The 17,161-nt window shown below is 57.6% G+C and carries 14 protein-coding genes; 3 read left to right on the top strand and 11 right to left on the bottom strand.

From position 1 onward, the window contains the following. Positions 1 to 34: 34 nt before the first annotated feature. From DSL70_RS03745 to DSL70_RS03720, 5 genes are all read right to left on the bottom strand, one after another. Complete coding sequence (locus DSL70_RS03745; protein WP_119306512.1) at positions 35 to 589, bottom strand: CarD family transcriptional regulator; 555 nt, start codon at positions 587 to 589, stop codon at positions 35 to 37. Between the two features lie 501 nt (positions 590 to 1,090). Further along, positions 1,091 to 1,426 carry a ferredoxin FdxA gene (gene fdxA / locus DSL70_RS03740; RefSeq protein WP_119306511.1) on the bottom strand — a complete coding sequence of 112 codons (336 nt, stop codon included), beginning with the start codon at positions 1,424 to 1,426 and terminating at the stop codon, positions 1,091 to 1,093. 401 nt (positions 1,427 to 1,827) lie between these two features. Next, positions 1,828 to 2,223, bottom strand: a complete 396-nt coding sequence (locus tag DSL70_RS03735; RefSeq protein ID WP_119306510.1) for an RNA-binding S4 domain-containing protein — start codon at positions 2,221 to 2,223, stop codon at positions 1,828 to 1,830. Between the two features lie 97 nt (positions 2,224 to 2,320). After that, positions 2,321 to 5,773 (bottom strand): helicase-related protein, encoded by a 3,453-nt coding sequence (locus tag DSL70_RS03730; protein ID WP_342635279.1) that lies wholly within the window; start codon positions 5,771 to 5,773, stop codon positions 2,321 to 2,323. An 889-nt stretch (positions 5,774 to 6,662) separates the two neighbouring features. Continuing rightward, positions 6,663 to 7,508, bottom strand: coding sequence for a DUF3108 domain-containing protein (locus tag DSL70_RS03720; RefSeq protein WP_162916321.1), 846 nt, complete (start codon positions 7,506 to 7,508; stop codon positions 6,663 to 6,665). A gap of 529 nt (positions 7,509 to 8,037) precedes the next feature. Here DSL70_RS03720 and rpmB point away from each other — a divergent pair. Beyond that, positions 8,038 to 8,328 carry a 50S ribosomal protein L28 gene (rpmB, locus tag DSL70_RS03715; RefSeq protein ID WP_119306507.1) on the top strand — a complete coding sequence of 97 codons (291 nt, stop codon included), beginning with the start codon at positions 8,038 to 8,040 and terminating at the stop codon, positions 8,326 to 8,328. A gap of 128 nt (positions 8,329 to 8,456) precedes the next feature. Beyond that, entirely contained in the window at positions 8,457 to 9,092 is a 636-nt protein-coding gene (locus DSL70_RS03710; RefSeq protein ID WP_119306506.1) for a queuosine precursor transporter, read from the top strand. 137 nt (positions 9,093 to 9,229) lie between these two features. On the opposite strand, the gene DSL70_RS03705 is transcribed toward DSL70_RS03710, so the two are convergent. The 4 genes from DSL70_RS03705 to DSL70_RS03685 all read right to left on the bottom strand — a co-directional run bounded on the left by DSL70_RS03705 (position 9,230) and on the right by DSL70_RS03685 (position 14,113). Next, entirely contained in the window at positions 9,230 to 10,198 is a 969-nt protein-coding gene (locus DSL70_RS03705; protein WP_162916320.1) for an esterase-like activity of phytase family protein, read from the bottom strand. 93 nt (positions 10,199 to 10,291) lie between these two features. Further along, positions 10,292 to 12,184, bottom strand: a complete 1,893-nt coding sequence (cobT, locus tag DSL70_RS03700; RefSeq protein ID WP_119306504.1) for a cobaltochelatase subunit CobT — start codon at positions 12,182 to 12,184, stop codon at positions 10,292 to 10,294. 48 nt (positions 12,185 to 12,232) lie between these two features. Next, the gene (gene cobS, locus DSL70_RS03695; RefSeq protein ID WP_119306503.1) at positions 12,233 to 13,219 is read right to left on the bottom strand and encodes a cobaltochelatase subunit CobS; all 987 of its coding nucleotides are present in this window, start codon (positions 13,217 to 13,219) and stop codon (positions 12,233 to 12,235) included. Between the two features lie 264 nt (positions 13,220 to 13,483). Continuing rightward, positions 13,484 to 14,113, bottom strand: a complete 630-nt coding sequence (locus DSL70_RS03685) for a J domain-containing protein (protein ID WP_119306501.1) — start codon at positions 14,111 to 14,113, stop codon at positions 13,484 to 13,486. A 297-nt stretch (positions 14,114 to 14,410) separates the two neighbouring features. Here DSL70_RS03685 and DSL70_RS03680 point away from each other — a divergent pair, with 297 nt between their 5' ends. After that, positions 14,411 to 14,671, top strand: a complete 261-nt coding sequence (locus tag DSL70_RS03680; protein ID WP_119306500.1) for a BolA family protein — start codon at positions 14,411 to 14,413, stop codon at positions 14,669 to 14,671. 84 nt (positions 14,672 to 14,755) lie between these two features. Here DSL70_RS03680 and DSL70_RS03675 read toward each other — a convergent pair whose 3' ends face one another. Then, the gene (locus tag DSL70_RS03675; RefSeq protein WP_119306499.1) at positions 14,756 to 16,018 is read right to left on the bottom strand and encodes an HlyC/CorC family transporter; all 1,263 of its coding nucleotides are present in this window, start codon (positions 16,016 to 16,018) and stop codon (positions 14,756 to 14,758) included. Beyond that, positions 16,018 to 17,133, bottom strand: a complete 1,116-nt coding sequence (gene aroB / locus DSL70_RS03670) for a 3-dehydroquinate synthase (RefSeq protein ID WP_119306498.1) — start codon at positions 17,131 to 17,133, stop codon at positions 16,018 to 16,020. Before aroB ends, DSL70_RS03675 begins: the two co-directional genes overlap by 1 nt. Positions 17,134 to 17,161: the final 28 nt, after the last annotated feature.

The raw sequence follows: 17,161 nt of genomic DNA, 5'->3' as shown, positions 1-17,161 counted from the left end.
AACAGTCCCGTGGGATGTCGTCAGATACAAGCCATCAGGCAGCGACTTCCTGCTCGCTCTTGCTTGCACCGCGGCGCGGGCTCTTGGAGAGATTCTTTTCGATCAGATGAACGGCTTCCGTGGTGGACAGCTTGCGAATTGCCGCCACTTCCCGTGCCATCCGGTCGATCGCAGCTTCGTAAAGCTGGCGTTCGGAATATGACTGTTCTGGCTGGGTGTCGGAGCGATACAGATCACGGACGACCTCGGCGATGGACTGAAGATCACCGGAGTTGATCTTCGCTTCATATTCCTGTGCGCGGCGACTCCACATGGTGCGCTTGATACGGGCGCGCCCTGTAACCGTCGTCAACGCTTTCTCAACGGTCTCTTCTTCCGACAGCTTGCGCATGCCTACAGAAGTGATCTTACCCGTCGGAACACGCAGGGTCATCTTGTCCTGCTCAAAATTGATGACAAACAGCTCGAGGGCAAGGCCTGCAACTTCCTGTTCCTCGATATTGACAATTTGGCCGACTCCATGGGCCGGGTAGACAATGAATTCGTTGATTTTAAAGCCCTGACGTTGGGTGGCTTTTTTGATGGCCATACGCTTGAAACTCCCGCGTCACATCATTGACAGGCGGACACACTGCCCGCCCGCTTTTCCAAAACAAGAGAGGACGTTCCTCCTTGTCGGCATCCATTAAGGTAAAACCGGCATAGCACCTGCCCGTAACTCAAGCAGGCCTTTCCCGGGTCCCTTTTACATCAGATTGGGATAGGCACACGTATGTGGATTGCGTACTTTCACATTGCATCTTGCTCGAAATACGCATAAAAAAACTCCTGAAGTAGGAGCGTGCTTACCTTCCTTTATCAGCTGATTGAGGGAGAATATCATATTTTTGCACATTTTCCAAACTTTGATTGTGATCAAATGACAATCATGCTCCCTTCTTTTTTCCAGACATAGCCATCCCCCCATTGAAACGCCCGGATTTCAGCCGATTTTCCGCTGCAAAAGATGCATTCAGCATACAAAGAAAAAGCCGGTCGCAAGATGAATAGCGCCCGGCTTCATTATACTAAAATTGCATAACACCCATTCTTAATCCCCGGTGCCGGGCTTTTCGGACAGATATTGCAGTTTGTTTTCAACGCCGTCCCATTTCTTTGCGTCTTCCATGGGCTCCTTCTGAACAGTGATGTTCGGCCACACTTCACAGAATTTGGCGTTGATCTCCAGCCACTCTTCAAGCCCCGGCTCGGTGTCAGGCTTGATGGCTTCCGCCGGGCATTCCGGTTCGCACACACCGCAGTCGATGCATTCATCCGGATTGATCACCAGGAAATTCTCCCCTTCGTAGAAGCAGTCGACGGGACAAACCTCCACACAATCCGTATATTTGCATTTGACGCAATTATCGGTCACGATATAGGTCATAACAAACTCCGCTCACAGTGCAGCAAACTCTCTGCACGCGCACTATTGATCTATTTTGGCAATGGAGCGCTTTTCCGCTCTGGCCCTTCCGCCGACGCTCGACCCTTCGGTCTGCCCGACACGAACCATCTGCGATGTGCACACCCACGCCCATTCGAGTTATGTTCTAGCTATCGCTTTTGCTCCGGGCGTTCAAGCGATAACCGCTCCAAAAGGTGACAGACAGCGCCCCTGCTCACGCAAACGGATCGCACCGGCCAGCCAATCAAATTCGTCTGACGGGCAAAAGGAAATGCCTCAAATCACATTCCACTTTTGCAAATGAAACATGCATTCACAAGTCCACATTTCGCGAAACAACCCAAAGACCACCAGCATCAGCCAGAGGATCCCCCGAAAAGTCACAGCTCGTCGAGCGGGTCCTGCTTCAGGCGCATCAACTGGCGGCGGTCCTTCTTGGTCGGGCGCCCCTTGTGCGCTTCGTGAATGATGCCGACTTGCACCGGCTCGTCGGTCTTCTCCGGCGGCGGCGTCAGGTCCTTGTAGAGCAGTTGCGCCTCAGGGGCTGGCCCACGGCGCGTCCCGAGCGCGACAATCTCGAGAATTCGGACATGGTTGTCCTTGGCAATGGTCAGCACGTCACCGGGCTTGACGGACCGGCTGGCCGCGGAAGCCTTTTCCTTGTTGACCCGCACATTACCAGCAACCACCAGCTTGGCCGCCAGACTTCTCGTCTTGGCGACACGGGCAAACCAGAGCCATTTGTCTATGCGCAGTTTGGTGTTTTCTTCACTCATCCATCACCAAATAGAAAGGCACGCCGGAAAGCCGCTTCCCTATGCGACCTTGCGGCGTGCCGATGATTGACCATCATTCTGCCAGAGCAGAATCAGGCTATTTGTTCTTGTCCAGATTGGCCTTGAGGGCAGCGAGCGCTGCGAATGGCGAATCCGGATCAGCAACCTTCTCTGGCTTGCGAGGAGCCTGGTCACGCGGTTTGCCGCGTCCCTTCTCGTTGCTGCCGGAGCGGTTGCCACCCTTGAAACCACCGTCTGTACGTGGACCACCACGTTTGCCGCCCTTGCCACGAAACTCTCTCTGGCCGTCTTTCTGGCCGTCCTTCTGAGCATCCTTCTGGCCGTCTTTCTGACCATCACGGGCACCGAATCGCTGACCGGACTTCTGACGGGCACCATTACGGTTCGGACGACGATCGCCACGACCGGCAGGACGCCAGATCTCGATCCATTTTTCTTCCTCGGCAGCCTCTTCGGTCGCTGCGGAAGCGTCGGTATCCGCCTCGGAGACAGGTGTACTATCCTGTGGAGAACTGCTTTCGGCACCCTCCTCGACGACTGTTTCAACCTCGGCAGAAGCAGATTCGGCAGGTGACTCAGTAACAGCTTCACCCTCTGCAGCTTCCTTGGAAGCGTCTGCAGCGTCGGCTTCAGCCTCAACCTTACGACGCTCGACGCGATATCCAAGAGACTTCAGGATGGTCGAGAAGTCTTCGCCTGCGCAGCCCAGAAGCGAGGTCATCGCCACCGTGACGGTGAAGCCACGATCCAGCACACCTTCCGGTGCCTCGGGGGCCTCTTCGGTCGGCCGCCAGCTGAGCAGCGGACGGATGAGGTCTGCCAGACGCTCAAGAATATCGATGCGAACCGCCCGCTTGCCATAGACGCCAAAGCCCACGGTCTTGTAGAGCGAAGGAGAGATCTCTTCGTTCACCGGGATGGATGTCCGCCCGGAAGCAGACAGGGATGGCACTTCGACGACCCCCTCCTGCTCGATGCCGCCGTTGTGCAGGGCCCACATCATCACCAGCAGAGTGCTGGGAGCCGGCTTCAGAAGAGCCGGGATATAGATGTGATAGGCACCAAAGCGAACCCCGAACTTGCGCAGCGATGCACGCGCATCCTGATCGAGAGACCGAACGTCTTCCGAAACCGCACGGCGGTCAAGAATACCAAGGTTTTCAACGAGTTGGAACGCCAAGCCTTTGGCAATTCCTTCCAGTTCCCCGGTTCCAGACAGCTCGACGAGAGGCTGCAGCAGCAGCGTGACATGATTGTTCAGCCACAGGTTGATGCGCGACTGGACATTCTCAAGCGCGACGCCGCTCAGTCCTTCGTCCGCCAGAATCATCAACCTCGGTTTCAGAACCGTATCACCGGCCACGAGTTTGGCGATCGGGGCTCCCTGCCAACGCAGCATGCCGTCTCCAGACAGCAAGAACTGATCATTGGCCGCTCCGGCTATTTTTTCCGATCTGTTTTCGAATTCAACAGACAGGACCTTCTGCGCAGCGGCATGAATGGCTTTGGCATCGTTGCCTTCGGCACTCATATCGGGCGCAAAGCGAAATCCATGCAATTGACCAACATGCTGGCCTTCCACCAGCACGTCACCGGCAGGAGTAATTTCCGCTTCGAGCATTGCTTTTTCTCTCAGACGTTTCATCAATACACTAGTGCGCCTATCCAGGAAGCGCTTGGTAAGTCGCTCGTGCAGGGCGTCGGACAGACGGTCCTCCACGGCTCTGGTCTTCTCTTGCCACAAAATGGGATCATCTAGCCACCCCTTTTTATTGGCAACAAAGGTCCAAGTGCGGATATGTGCAATTCTATTGGCGAGTGTGTCAATATCGCCATCTATTCTATCCGCATATGAAATCTGTGCAGCAAGCCAGTCCTGAGACAAAGTGCCTCGGTCTTCCAGCTGCTGAAACAGCATTCCGATCAGTTCGGCATGGTTGGTCGGAGCGATCTTGCGATAGTCCGGCACCTGACACACATCCCACAGCAGCTTGAGCTGCTCGGGCTCGTGAATACGCCGACGAATGTCCCTGTTCTTGTGGAGAAGCTCCAGCGCCTGCAGGTCACTGGCAGGCAGCGAGCGGGTAAGGCCGGGGATCGTCGGGGCCACTTCCAGCGAGGCAATGAGATCGCCATAGCTGGTGAAATCAAGGATCCGGCTGCGCCATTGCAACATTTTCACTGGCTGGAAAACATGCATCTCCAGCTGTTCGACCAGATCATCCTCGAAAGGCGCCACCCGACCGGTCACCCCGAAGGTGCCGTCACGGGTATGCCGCCCTGCGCGACCGGCAATCTGCGCCAGTTCCGGCGCAGTCAGGCGGCGATGCTGGAAGCCGTCGAATTTCTTTTCGGCAGCAAAGGCAACATGATCCAGATCGAGATTGAGCCCCATGCCGATGGCATCCGTGGCGATGAGATGATCCACATCGCCATTCTGGAAAAGCTCCACCTGAGCATTGCGGGTGCGCGGACTGAGGCTTCCCATGACAACAGCCGCCCCACCGCGCTGACGCCGAACCAGTTCTGCGATGGCATAGACATCATTGACGGAAAAGGTCACCACAGCCGAACGCCGCGGCAGGCGCGACAGTTTCTTCTGCCCGATGTAGCAGAGCTGCGACAGCCTTGGGCGGGAAATGATCGTCGCACCGGGCAGCAGAAGCTCGATCATCGGCTTCATGGTCGCAGCACCAAGCAACAGCGTCTCTTCGCGACCACGCAAATGCAACAGCCGGTCGGTGAATACATGCCCGCGCTCGAAATCGGCTGCCAGCTGGATCTCGTCGATGGCAACGAAGGCCACATCGGCCTCAGACGGCATCGCCTCCACGGTGCAAACGTGGTAGCGGGCTCCATCGGGCACGATTCGCTCTTCACCGGTGTGCAGGGCAACCGCCTCGCGACCGACCTTGGCAACCAGCTTGCCATAGACTTCCCGCGCCAGAAGGCGCAAGGGAAGCCCTATGATGCCGGAGGAATGGGCAACCATCCGTTCGATGGCCATATAGGTCTTGCCGGTGTTGGTCGGCCCCAGAATCGCCGTGACGCGCCCAAGGTTCGATCCCCCGGATGCCTTGCCGGCAAAATCATCGGCCCATCCCGGCGCCCTGACGTCCAGATTGCTCTGCCCGGCCCTCGCCTGCAGCAGCGTTGCGGCAGGAACGGGCTGTGGGGCGGTGCTCGGCTGGCGCGCCGTGATGTTCTCGGATCTGGTCGCAGCAGGTTTTGTTTCTGCGCTTCTGGCCTTTCTGACCATCTGGCGCAGATCGACACCATCCGCACCGCCACCCCCCGATCGGGAGGTCGTGTCCTTGCCGTCGCCTTTTTCCTGAGACCTCGCGTGGCGCATGAGTTCGGCCTCAACGCCCGAGAAGCCCCCGTCGGGGTCGGCCAATCGTGCCCGCTTCTCTGCTAGGGCGCGGTTCTCCTTTTCCACCCTGGCCTGCCTGTCACGCTCTTGTTTCAGGGATTGCCCGAATTCGGCCAGCGAAGCAAAAGGGGAGTCGCTATCGTGTTTTTTACTCATGGGCCTGGCATTAGCCTATCTCTGAGCCAAGTGCACCGGGCATCGGCTCAGTCGTTGTCATCGTGGCTGCGGGAAGACCGCTGCCAGTTCATATGGACGTCAGATAAGCGTCCGAAGGCGGCAGTGCAACAGCAAAGCCATTGCACCATCAGCCCGGTTTTCATCTTTGCAGCAAATCGTGACATAGCGCAACGGTCTAGCGCTCCGGGCCGGATCAAGCCGTGGTTACCGAGTGAAGACACCGGATCGTTGCCAGATTAAGAATTAGAACGAGTCTGGAACGAATCATGGCCGAATCGCTGACTCTGGAAGATTCCTATTTTGTTCTTGGAAGATATGGATGACAATCCCATTACACCTACCAAATCTTGAGAAGAAGGAGAACTTCGCCCGAACGCAGCGGCCAATGGAAGCTCGGCTGTATCGGTCAAATTTAATTAAGACGAACCAAAATGAAACAAACGCCCATTTTCAATGCGTTAAGGAGCAGACCGGCGTCAGGCCCCTCGAGTTAACCTTTTGAACGCAGCCGGAACAAAATCAGCACGAATCGCTGATGGTGACATGTTCTTATTACGTTCCAACAAAATATATACAGATTATCCACCGACCCACCATATCTAGAGCTCCCCCGAAGGGCCACCGAAAGCCCGGCAGTCTTTGAGGGCCACAGCGTTAAGCCTCTTTCCCAAAATGAGACACATCACGCCAAAACAACCCATCCTCAGGCCTCGCACCACGTTAATGGCAAGGGCAAGCCGAACCGTGCCCGCAGCCCTGCCCCGCCCCCGAATGCCACCCCACAGCCGCAAGCGACACCGGATACAGGCAACACAAAAAGGGGCCAGAAGGCCCCTTGCTGACGATCAACATAGCATGCTGATGACAATTATTTGATTGTGAGTTCTCGCGCGGTCAGAACCATCCGCCCGACCATGGTGCCGATCTGCAGGCGATAGACAGCGACCACAGGTTCATCGCCAACCGGCACGAACCATGCCTCCAGGTCCTTATTGTCTTCCATGAACTGGGTGCTCTTCTTGTTGGGGCGATGCCCTGCAACAAAGCGGATGCGTGCCCCGCAGACCGTCGCCGGCCCGGAATAGCTGTTCTCCCCAACGGTCTTGACGTCTTTGGTTCCCTTGTAGAACAGCTCGATATTATAGCGCCAACGGCCATCGAACATTCTGACGGTGCGGTCGCAGACGGCTTTGCCAACCCGATCCGAGTTGGATGGAACAGAGATCAGCAGGCTGGAGAGCGGATCGACAATCCCGCGGGTGTGAACCTTGCGCAGCGGAATCCGGTCCGAATGCTGGGACAGCGGCGGAGAGGCCGAGAAGTCACTGACATTGCCCGAGCGCATCGCGATCTGGACAACATTGTGAATCTTGTCTTCCTTGGAATTGAGCGCATACATCGACGGCAGCATGCGATCGCCGCTGAAGGACCCCTTGCTGATGGCCCGTCCCTTGCTGTCGATGAACAGCCGCGAGATGCCCGATGTCTTGGCAAAGGCATCGATTGAATAATTGTGTCCCGAGACTGAGGCACTCACAGTGCCAGAACCAACGGGGATCCCGGCGACGGTGATACCGAAATTCGCCTCGATGTCGGTTGCCTGTGCCTGTGGAGCGAGGGATAGCAATCCCAAGGCAGCACCCAACGCAGCCGAGCGCAGCGGCCCGGACCGACGCCCGCCAGAAAGCGGACCACTTTTCCTATGTGAGGTCATGCACATCCAATCAAGCATGGTTTTTCCCCAAACGCCCCAAAATCAAAAGCAAACTGCCCTGTTGAACCAATCGTCCCCGGCACCAGCGACCAGATCCTGCTGTCGGGCCTGCCATTTCCCCCTGTGAATAGGGCGGGATGCAGGTCTCCTGCTGTCGAAGATCGTTTCCATACTCTTGCTGAATATGGTTAACAAATTGCGATAGCCCCCCATATAACCACTCGATGGATGCAAATTGAAGCAATTTTGCAACGATCGGGGCCCACTGCCGCAAGTCAGGTTGCGATGACTGACAGAAAAACACCAGGCAAGTCTTGCAAAAAGCATGGATAGATGCTGGTTTATCCGGAAAATGAGTCAGAATCTTGAAAAGATGACGCGAAAGCTCCCGGAAATGCTTGACGAGCGTCGCAAGGATCACTATACCGGGGCGACTTTCCGCCGGATTGCTTCAGGGCAATACGGCTGAACACAGAACAGAAAATGAGCGGGCGCCATTGGCGTCCTAATAATTTGTGAGGGATTTTCCATGGCACGTCGCTGTGAACTGACCGGCAAAGGCGTTCAGTCCGGTAACAATGTCAGCCACGCAAAAAACAGAACCCGCCGTCGCTTTCTGCCAAACCTGGTGAATGTGACTCTGCTGAGCGAAACCCTCGGCACTGGTTTCAAGATGCGCGTCAGCGCTCACGCTTTGCGTTCTGTTGAACATCGTGGCGGCCTTGATGCCTTCTTGGCCAAAGCCAATGAAGCTGATCTGTCAGACAACGCTCTGCTGATCAAACGCAAAATTGAAAAGGCTCAGGTTGCTGTATCCTAATGCAGCTTCGGTTCTGACCGAAAACCTTGCTTGATCGTCTTGAAGCAGCGCCTCTTTGGCGCTGTTTTCATATTAACGCTGCTTTGGGCTATTCTCCCATCCGCGGCAAACATGAAGGAGGGTGACATATGGTTGCTACTCGTAAAACCCTTGGCCTTGCTGTGCTGGCCATGGTCGGCGTCGTTGCGGCGTCCAATTATCTGGTTCAGTTTCCGTTTGAACCATTCGGCCTTCAGGATCTGCTGACCTGGGGCGCCTTTACCTATCCTATGGCATTTCTGGTCACCGACCTGACCAACCGCAAGTGCGGCCCCAAGAATGCGCGCATCGTCGTCGCGGCAGGCTTTGCCATCGCCGTTCTGATCTCGATCTGGCTGTCCACACCGCGCATCGCCATCGCTTCCGGCTCCGCCTTCCTGGTTGCCCAACTGCTCGACATCACGGTCTTCAACCGTCTGCGGCGCAACAGCTGGTGGAAAGCGCCTCTGGCGTCCAGCTTCTTTGGCTCGGTTCTGGATACGGTGATTTTCTTCGGCATCAGCTTTGCAGCGTCCTTTGCCTTCATTGACACGGGCTTTGGCATGTCGGCAGACCTGTTCCCGACGGAAAGCGCTTCGCTCCTCAGTCTCGGCATCATCGATGCACCGCGCTGGGTCAGCTGGGCCATCGTCGACTATTCCTGCAAGATGTTTGTTGCCCTGCTGATGCTGGCCCCTTACCGGGCCCTGCTCAGCCGTCAGGATGCTCTGGTCATGCCAGCCTGAAAGGCGCGGCCATCCGACATCAGCAAAAGTGAATAGAGCAAGGCCGGTCTGAATGTCAGTCCGGCCTTTTTGCTGTGTTCTTGCGCTGCCTTCCTTTGTGGTCTGGCGACAAGCCCAACCGGCTTTGTCGCCCTCGCCTACCGGTCGGCAGGCAGGCGGAATTGCAGCAACAGCGTATTCTGGATGAAGTTGAAATTGTCGTCAGAGATCAGGCTGATCAGACTGGAGCCATCCGGCTGGGGCTGAATATCCAACCCCTCCATATTGTCGATGGCATCACTGAGATTCGCCCGGAACAGCAGCTCGGCATTCCTGATGACACCGGGCTTGAAGTCCCCGGCCCTTACCCGGCGGATCTGCACCACCAACCCACCAAGAAGCGAGAAATTCCGCTCCAGAATGATAAGGTCACCACGCGCAGTGAAAGCTGCGTCGCTCACCATCAGCCCATCGGACTGCGGCAGCCGAAAGGCTTCGCTGCGCCCGTCCCAGACAATCCAGCCCAGCACTTCGCCGTTGACCGGCAGCTCGGAAAGCAGCGCGAAACCGCCACCATAGGGACCTGTGTCCGGAATGGTGGCAATGGCCTCAAGCCCGCGGTTTCCCCGATTGGCAGCATCGATGGAAGCATCAAGTGGCACGCGCTCGGCAATGCGCACCGGCATGCCTCCCTCAAGCGCATAGCAGACCACCCGCGTGTCCCCCTCAAAGCTCACGCAGACCTTGCCATCGCGCATCGCCAGCCCTTCGGCATCCCGACGCCACTGAGCCACCTCCGGCCCGATCCCCGGCAGGCTGCGCATCGACGCATCCCACACACCGGTCGGCTTGCCATCTTGCAACCGAAGACTGGCAGACAGAGCCGTTCCCCGGTCACTGACAGCCAGAAAGCGGCTCTCATCGAGAAACACCAGCCCGGAAAAACCGCCAAAGGCCTCTGCATCGCTGCTGAGCTTCAGCCCGCCGACCCAATCGAGCTTGCCATAGGTCGCCTTGCCCGAGCCCAGCCGCCCAAGCGAAGGGATGACCTCGGCAAAGACATCAATCGGCAGCGATCGCGGTGGGGACTTGGGCAGCGTGGCCAACGGGTCGGCACGACCAGACATGGAAAGGACTGCCGCCAACAGCACTATAAAGGAAAAGCAGACTGTCAGAAGCAGTCTGCTTGAGCGTCGGCACACCGGTCGCTGAGCCATGCCTTAGCGCTTCCGCAGGCGGCGGGACATGACACGCGGCTCTCTGACAGCCTTTTCATCAAACAGCTCGGCCAGCTTCTCGGTCATGGCGCCACCCAGCTCCTCGGCATCAATGATCGTCAGGGCGCGCTTGTAGTAGCGGGTGACGTCATGGCCGATACCGATGGCCAGCAGATTGACCGGAGAGCGGTTCTCGATCTCGTCGATCACCTCGCGCAAATGCTTCTCCAGATAGGTGCCTGCGTTGACGGACAGGGTGGAATCATCCACCGGTGCGCCATCGGAGATCATCATCAGGATCTTGCGCTGTTCGGGGCGCATCAGCAGGCGCTTGTGTGCCCAATCCAGAGCCTCGCCGTCGATATTTTCCTTGAGCAACCCTTCCCGCATCATCAGGCCAAGATTGCGCCGCGAACGCCGCCACGGGCTGTCGGCCGACTTGTAGATGATGTGCCTGAGGTCATTGAGGCGCCCCGGATTGGCTGGCTTGTCAGCCTTCAGCCACGCCTCGCGCGACTGCCCACCCTTCCAGGCCTTGGTGGTGAAGCCGAGAATCTCGACCTTCACATTGCACCGCTCCAGCGTGCGAGCCAGAATGTCGGCACAGACAGCGGCGATGGAAATCGGACGACCGCGCATGGAGCCGGAGTTGTCCAGCAGCAGCGTTACGACCGTATCACGGAATTCGGTATCCTGCTCCCATTTGAAAGAGAGTGGACGCATCGGGTCGGTGACAACACGGGTCAAACGCGCCGTATCGAGCATGCCTTCTTCCAGGTCGAAGTCCCAGCCGCGATTCTGCTGGGCCAGCAGGCGACGCTGAAGACGGTTGGCCAGACGGGCCACCACCTGATGCATATTCTGCAACTGCTTGTCGAGATGCCCGCGCAACCGGTCCAGTTCCGCCTGTTCGCACAGCTCTTCGGCGTGAATCACCTCGTCATAGGCATGGGTGAACACCCGATAGCCCTTGTCCGGTTCGTTGCGGCCGTGCTCGGGCGGCATGATGGAATCGCCAGCGTCATCGCCATCCAGATCATCAAACTGATCCATGTCCTGACTGGACTGTTCGTCAGTCTCCGACTGGCCGCCTTCCAGTTCATCAGCTCCGGCTTCGGTCTGCTGTTGCTGCTGATCACCGGATTCGGCATCTTCGGAGCTGTTGTTGCTGTCAGCATCCTCCTCTGCGCCGTTTTCGGTGTCGTCGGCATTCTCTTCGCTCTCTTCGACCTCGCCGCCCATATCGTCGGCGACATCGAGATCAGCCAGCACCCGGCGCAGATGGCGGGCAAACTTGGCCTGATCAAGCATGTCGTCGCCAAGAGCATCCAGACTGTCACCGGCGGTCTCTTCCACCCAGCCACGCCACTGCTCCACCAGATAATGGGCCGAAGCGGGGATCGGGGCGCCGGTCAGCTTTTCGCGGACCATCAGGGACAACACATGGTCGAGCGGCGCTTCTTCCACGCGGGTAGAATCGCCACTGACAAAGCGACTGTAGCGGTCTTCGAGCATGGCGTTGAGATTGTTGGCAAGACCGGTCATCTGGCGCGAGCCAATGGCCTCGACGCGGGCCTGCTCGACGGCGTCGAAGACGCTGCGTGCCCGTGCTCCGTCAGGGGCATGGCGTGCATGCACCCGTGGGTCATGACAGGCGACCCGCATGGCCAGACTGTCGGCCTGTCCACGCAAGATGGCAGCCTTCTCTTTCGTCAGCGCCCGGGGCGGTTCAGGCAGGCGCGCCTGCCCGTTGACCAGCATCGGCCGGTCTGCCGAAAAATGCACATCCAGTTCGACCGGACCGGCGATGGCGCGGAGCGTACCGCTCACCGCCTGCTTGAACCGTTCGTTAGGATCGCCTGACCCGCCCAGTTTGGATGAAGACTTGCTCGACATGCCTGATTTCCCGCTTGTTCCCTCTTGATCGATCTGTATCCGCAGCCCTTAGCTGACGGCAACATTCAGGGAGGATTCAGGCAGCTCTTCGCCAAAGCAGCGCTGGTAGAATTCGGCCACCAGAGGCTGTTCCAGCTCGTCGCACTTGTTAAGGAAGGTCACCCGGAAAGCAAAGCCCAGATTGCCGAAGATCTCGGCATTCTCTGCCCATGTGATCACGGAGCGCGGGCTCATGACCGTGGAAAGATCGCCATTCATGAAGGCATTACGGGTGAGATCGGCAACGCGCACCATCTTGTTGGCGATATCCTTGCCCTCTTCGCCGACCAGCGACTTGACCTTGGCCAGAACGATATTGACCTCATTGTCATGCGGCAGATAGTTGAGCGTGGTGACAATCGACCAGCGGTCCATCTGGCCCTGGTTGATCTGCTGCGTACCATGATAGAGCCCGGAGGTATCACCCAGCCCGACCGTGTTGGCCGTTGCGAACAGGCGGAAGGCAGGATGCGGACGAATGACGCGGTTCTGGTCAAGCAAGGTCAGACGACCGGCCACTTCCAGCACGCGCTGAATGACGAACATCACGTCAGGACGGCCGGCATCATATTCGTCGAACACCAGCGCCACATTGTTCTGCAGCGCCCAAGGCAGAATGCCGTCGCGAAACTCGGTAATCTGCTTGCCATCCTTGAGGACGATGGCGTCCTTGCCGATCAGGTCGATACGGGAAATGTGGCTGTCGAGGTTGACGCGAACACACGGCCAGTTGAGGCGTGCGGCGACCTGCTCGATGTGGGACGACTTGCCCGTGCCGTGATAGCCGGAAATCATCACGCGGCGGTTATGGGCAAAGCCTGCAAGAATCGCCAGCGTGGTCTCCCGGTCAAACAGATAATCGGGATCAAAATCAGGCACATGATCGCTTCTTTCACTGTAGGCAGGAACCTTCAGATCGATATCGATGCCAAACACGTCACGCACAGACACCTCGGTATCCGGCAAATTGGAAATCTCGTTGCTCATATCATTCATAACACTGCTCTGGATGAGGCCACTCTGGACTGAGGTGTCTTACCTGGAGGGGTTGAGATCGAAACAGGTCGAGATAAACCCCGCAGAGGACCTTCTTGAAATGCCTAGCTGTTCAGTTGGGCAACTTAGAACAAACACGACCGAAAAGGAAAGGAAAGATTGCCACTTTGCGCCCACCTTGCCAAAAAAAGAGGACAGCAGCGGCAAATGGGCCGCAAACGGGCGAGCACCGTCCGGCCACCCGGGCCAGACGGCAAAAGGCGATCAGCAATAGCCGCCAGCGCGGAGAGTATTGTAGGCGGCAATCACGTCCTGAAGTCGTTCCTCACACGCCCGATCCCCCTTGTTGAGGTCGGGGTGGTTCTCTTTCAGCAGCCGCTTGTAGGCGCGTTTGACATCATCTGCCGACGCAGGCAGCGTCAGCCCGAGCGTGTCAAAGGCCTTTGCCTCAAGCGGGCGCAGCTTGCGGGTCTGGCCCTGATGACGGGACCGGCGCTTCATCCGCTCGGCGGCACGCTGGGCACGGCCGTCGGAGAAACCGGTGGTCTCCCAGCTCTTGCCCATGGACTCCCCGGCCTGATCGGTTGCATTGCCCCATGCGTTGACGCCCATCTTCCAGGTCGGACGGTCACCGGTGGCCGTGCTGGCCTTGGCGGCATCGGCGGTTTCGTCGTCCATGCCGGTAAAATAGTTGTAGTTTCTGTTGAACTCGCGAGCATGCGTTTCACAGAAATTATGGAATTCTCGACCACCCGAACCGCGCTTGGGCGCCTTGCAGCCGCCCTTGCTTTCACACCCAGGCCATTCGCAAGTTTCTTCTTGCTGTTGCTTTTTGCGACGGTCTGCATCAGGTTTGATACGGATAGAGTCGAACAGTTTCGAGTCAAGGTTCATGAACTCAGCTTGTCTCCGGACGCTAGTTTTATCTTGTGTATGATCTATGGAGCAATCTGCGCTGGCGGACCCTCGCTGAAACGCTCCAAGGCGTTGTTTTGACAGGCAACCGGGAGTGAACGACCAGAGGGCCGTTCAGGAAACCGTCAAGGATGACAGGATCTCAAACTGTGAGACCTATAATTTGAATCAGAATTCTATTGCGAAACGGGAAAAGAACCCCATTTGCATAAGATCAGACAAAGAGACCCAAATCACCCCATAATCAGGAAGTGCAACAGTTCACCATTCCCAGCCATGACCGTCAAGCAGAACATTGAGAAAAAATTGAACATCCACCTTCAGCCCACAATGTTAGAGGTGATAGATGAATCAGACCTTCACATAGGCCACGAGCATGCTCGTCCTGAAGGGGAAAGCCACTTCAGGGTTCGCGTTGCCAGCCCGCTCTTTGCCAATCTCTCCCGGGTCCAGGCCCACAGAATGGTGCATGATATTATCAAAGAAGAGCTCGCAGGTCCAATCCATGCTTTGGCACTGGAAACCATCAGGCCCTGAAGAAACCGAAAGGCCCCACCCGGGGCCTGCCAGCATCAGCATCCGTCCGCATCGGTATCACCAAAAGTGATCCCTCCAGGGACCCTATTGCACCGGCGTTATCCTCAGCGAGGTGATCCGGTTGCGCTCCTTGCGCAGAACCCGGAAGCGGAAATTGTAGAAGGTAAAGCCCTGTCCCGGCTCGGGGATCTGGCGTGCCTCATGAATGACAAGGCCGGCAATCGTCGTTGCCTCTTCATCCGGCAGCTCCCAGTCCAGCGCCCGGTTGAGGTCACGGATCGGCACGGCCCCATCCACCAGCACCGAACCATCCGGCTCCTTGCGGACGCCCTTGACGTCGATGTCATGCTCGTCGGCAATATCGCCCACAATCTCTTCGATGATGTCTTCCAGCGTCACCAACCCCATCACTTCGCCATACTCGTCCACGACGAGGGCAAAATGGCTCTTGCGCTTCAGGAAGGCATTGAGCTGGGCCTTGAGGCTTGTCGTATCGGGGATGTACCACGGCTCGGAAGCAACGGCCACCACGTCCAGATCCTTGGCCTCACCCCGCACCTCGGCCAGCGCCCGCAACACATCCTTGGCATGCAGGATGCCGATGAAATTGTCCTGCTCGCCCTGCCAGAGCGGAATGCGGGTATAGGGGCTCTTCAGCACCTGATCGACAATTGACTCCGGGCCGTCGTCCAGATTGATCGACATGACGTTGGTCCGGTGGACCATAACGTCCGACACGTCCAGATCGGCAAGGTCGAGCAGACCGCCAAACCGGTCCCTGTCCGCCTTCACCACGCTGCCTTCCATGTGCAGAAGGTCGACGGCACCGCGCAATTCATCCTGTCCGGATTGGGCCGGATTGTCCTTGGCGCTGATACCAAGAAGGGAAATCAGCCGGTTGACCAGCCATTCCACAGCGGCCATCGCCGGTCCGAACACCTTGGTGAGCACATGAACATAAGGCCCCACCCGCAGGGCAAAATTGTCCGGATCGGAAATCGCCCATGTCTTGGGGAAGACCTCGGCGAAGACCAGCACGACAACAGTCATCACCAGCGTTGCATAGACAACACCGGTCTGCCCGAACAGATGGATGAACAGGCTTGTGGCAAGCGCGGACGCCAGAATATTGACCAGATTGTTGCCCAGCAACAGCGAACCGATCATCCGCTCCTTGATCTGCAGCAGTTGGTTGACCGCCTGCGCTCCCGGCTCGCCGTTCTTCTCCTTCTGGTGCATGCGTGCACGGGACGCCGCGGTCAGCGCCGTTTCGGAGCCGGAAAAGAAGCCCGACAGCAGGATCAGAATCAATATAGCCAGCGCAATCAGCCAGAGACCGGTAGCCATCAGACAAGTTTCTCCTCAAGGAATGCCCGCACGGTGGCTGGTTCAACGCCCTTCTCCACGAAGGATTGCCCCAGACCGCGCGTCAGAATAAAATTCAGACTGCCCCGGGACACCTTCTTGTCCTGTGCGATATAGTCCATCAGCAGATCGACCTTCGGCAGTTGCCCGGGAATGTCCTTTATATGGGTAGGCAACCCCACTGCTTGCAAGTGGGCAACAACGCGCTCCGTCACGGCAGGATCGCAAAGACCGAGCCGGGCTGAAAACTCGTGCGCCAGCACCATGCCGATGGCCACGCCTTCGCCGTGTACGATCCGGGCTGCGTCATATTCCGCCATGCCTTCCAGTGCATGACCGAAGGTATGGCCCAGATTGAGCAGCGCCCGCTGGTTGGCTTCCTTCTCGTCGGCGGCCACCACATCAGCCTTGGCCTGACAGGAGCGGGCAATCGCCTCCTCCCGTTCCGGGCCACCATCGAAAATGCCCTGCCAGTGCGCTTCCAGCCATTCGAAGAAATCAGGCTGGTTGATGAGCCCGTATTTGGCCACTTCCGCATAGCCGGCCTTGAAGTCGCGCGGCGTCAGGGTATCCAGCACCGCCGTATCGGCAAGCACCAGATGGGGCTGGTTAAACAGGCCGACCAGATTCTTGCCGTGGCTGGTGTTTATTCCGGTCTTGCCACCCACCGAGCTGTCCACCTGCGAGAGCAGGGTTGTCGGCACCTGAATGAACCGCATGCCGCGGCGGATGATACCGGCGACAAATCCGGCCAGATCCCCGATGACACCACCGCCAAGCGCGACGACGATATCGCCACGTTCCAGCTTGCTGTCGAGCACCGCATCACAGGCCTTCATGAGCCCCTTGTAGCTCTTGCTCTTCTCTCCCGGCTCCATGACCACGACATGATATTCAATGCCCGCCTCGGCCAGCGACGTTTCAGCGGTATCCAGATGCAGCCGCGCCACATTGCTGTCGGTGATGATGATCGCCCGGGAGGTCGGGAACAGCTCCTTGAAATAGTCACCGAGACCCGGCAGGATCGATCGCCCGATCAGGATATCGTAGCTGCGGTCTCCAAGCTCGACGCGCACCGTATGACTGACACTGTTCATTATTTTGCTCCCAAGACTCACAAGGACC

The organism is Cohaesibacter haloalkalitolerans, assembly GCF_003574655.1.
GTDB lineage: Bacteria > Pseudomonadota > Alphaproteobacteria > Rhizobiales > Cohaesibacteraceae > Cohaesibacter > Cohaesibacter haloalkalitolerans.
The sequence above is the reverse complement of the archived record's forward strand: the minus strand, read 5'-3'. Positions and strand labels throughout refer to the sequence as shown.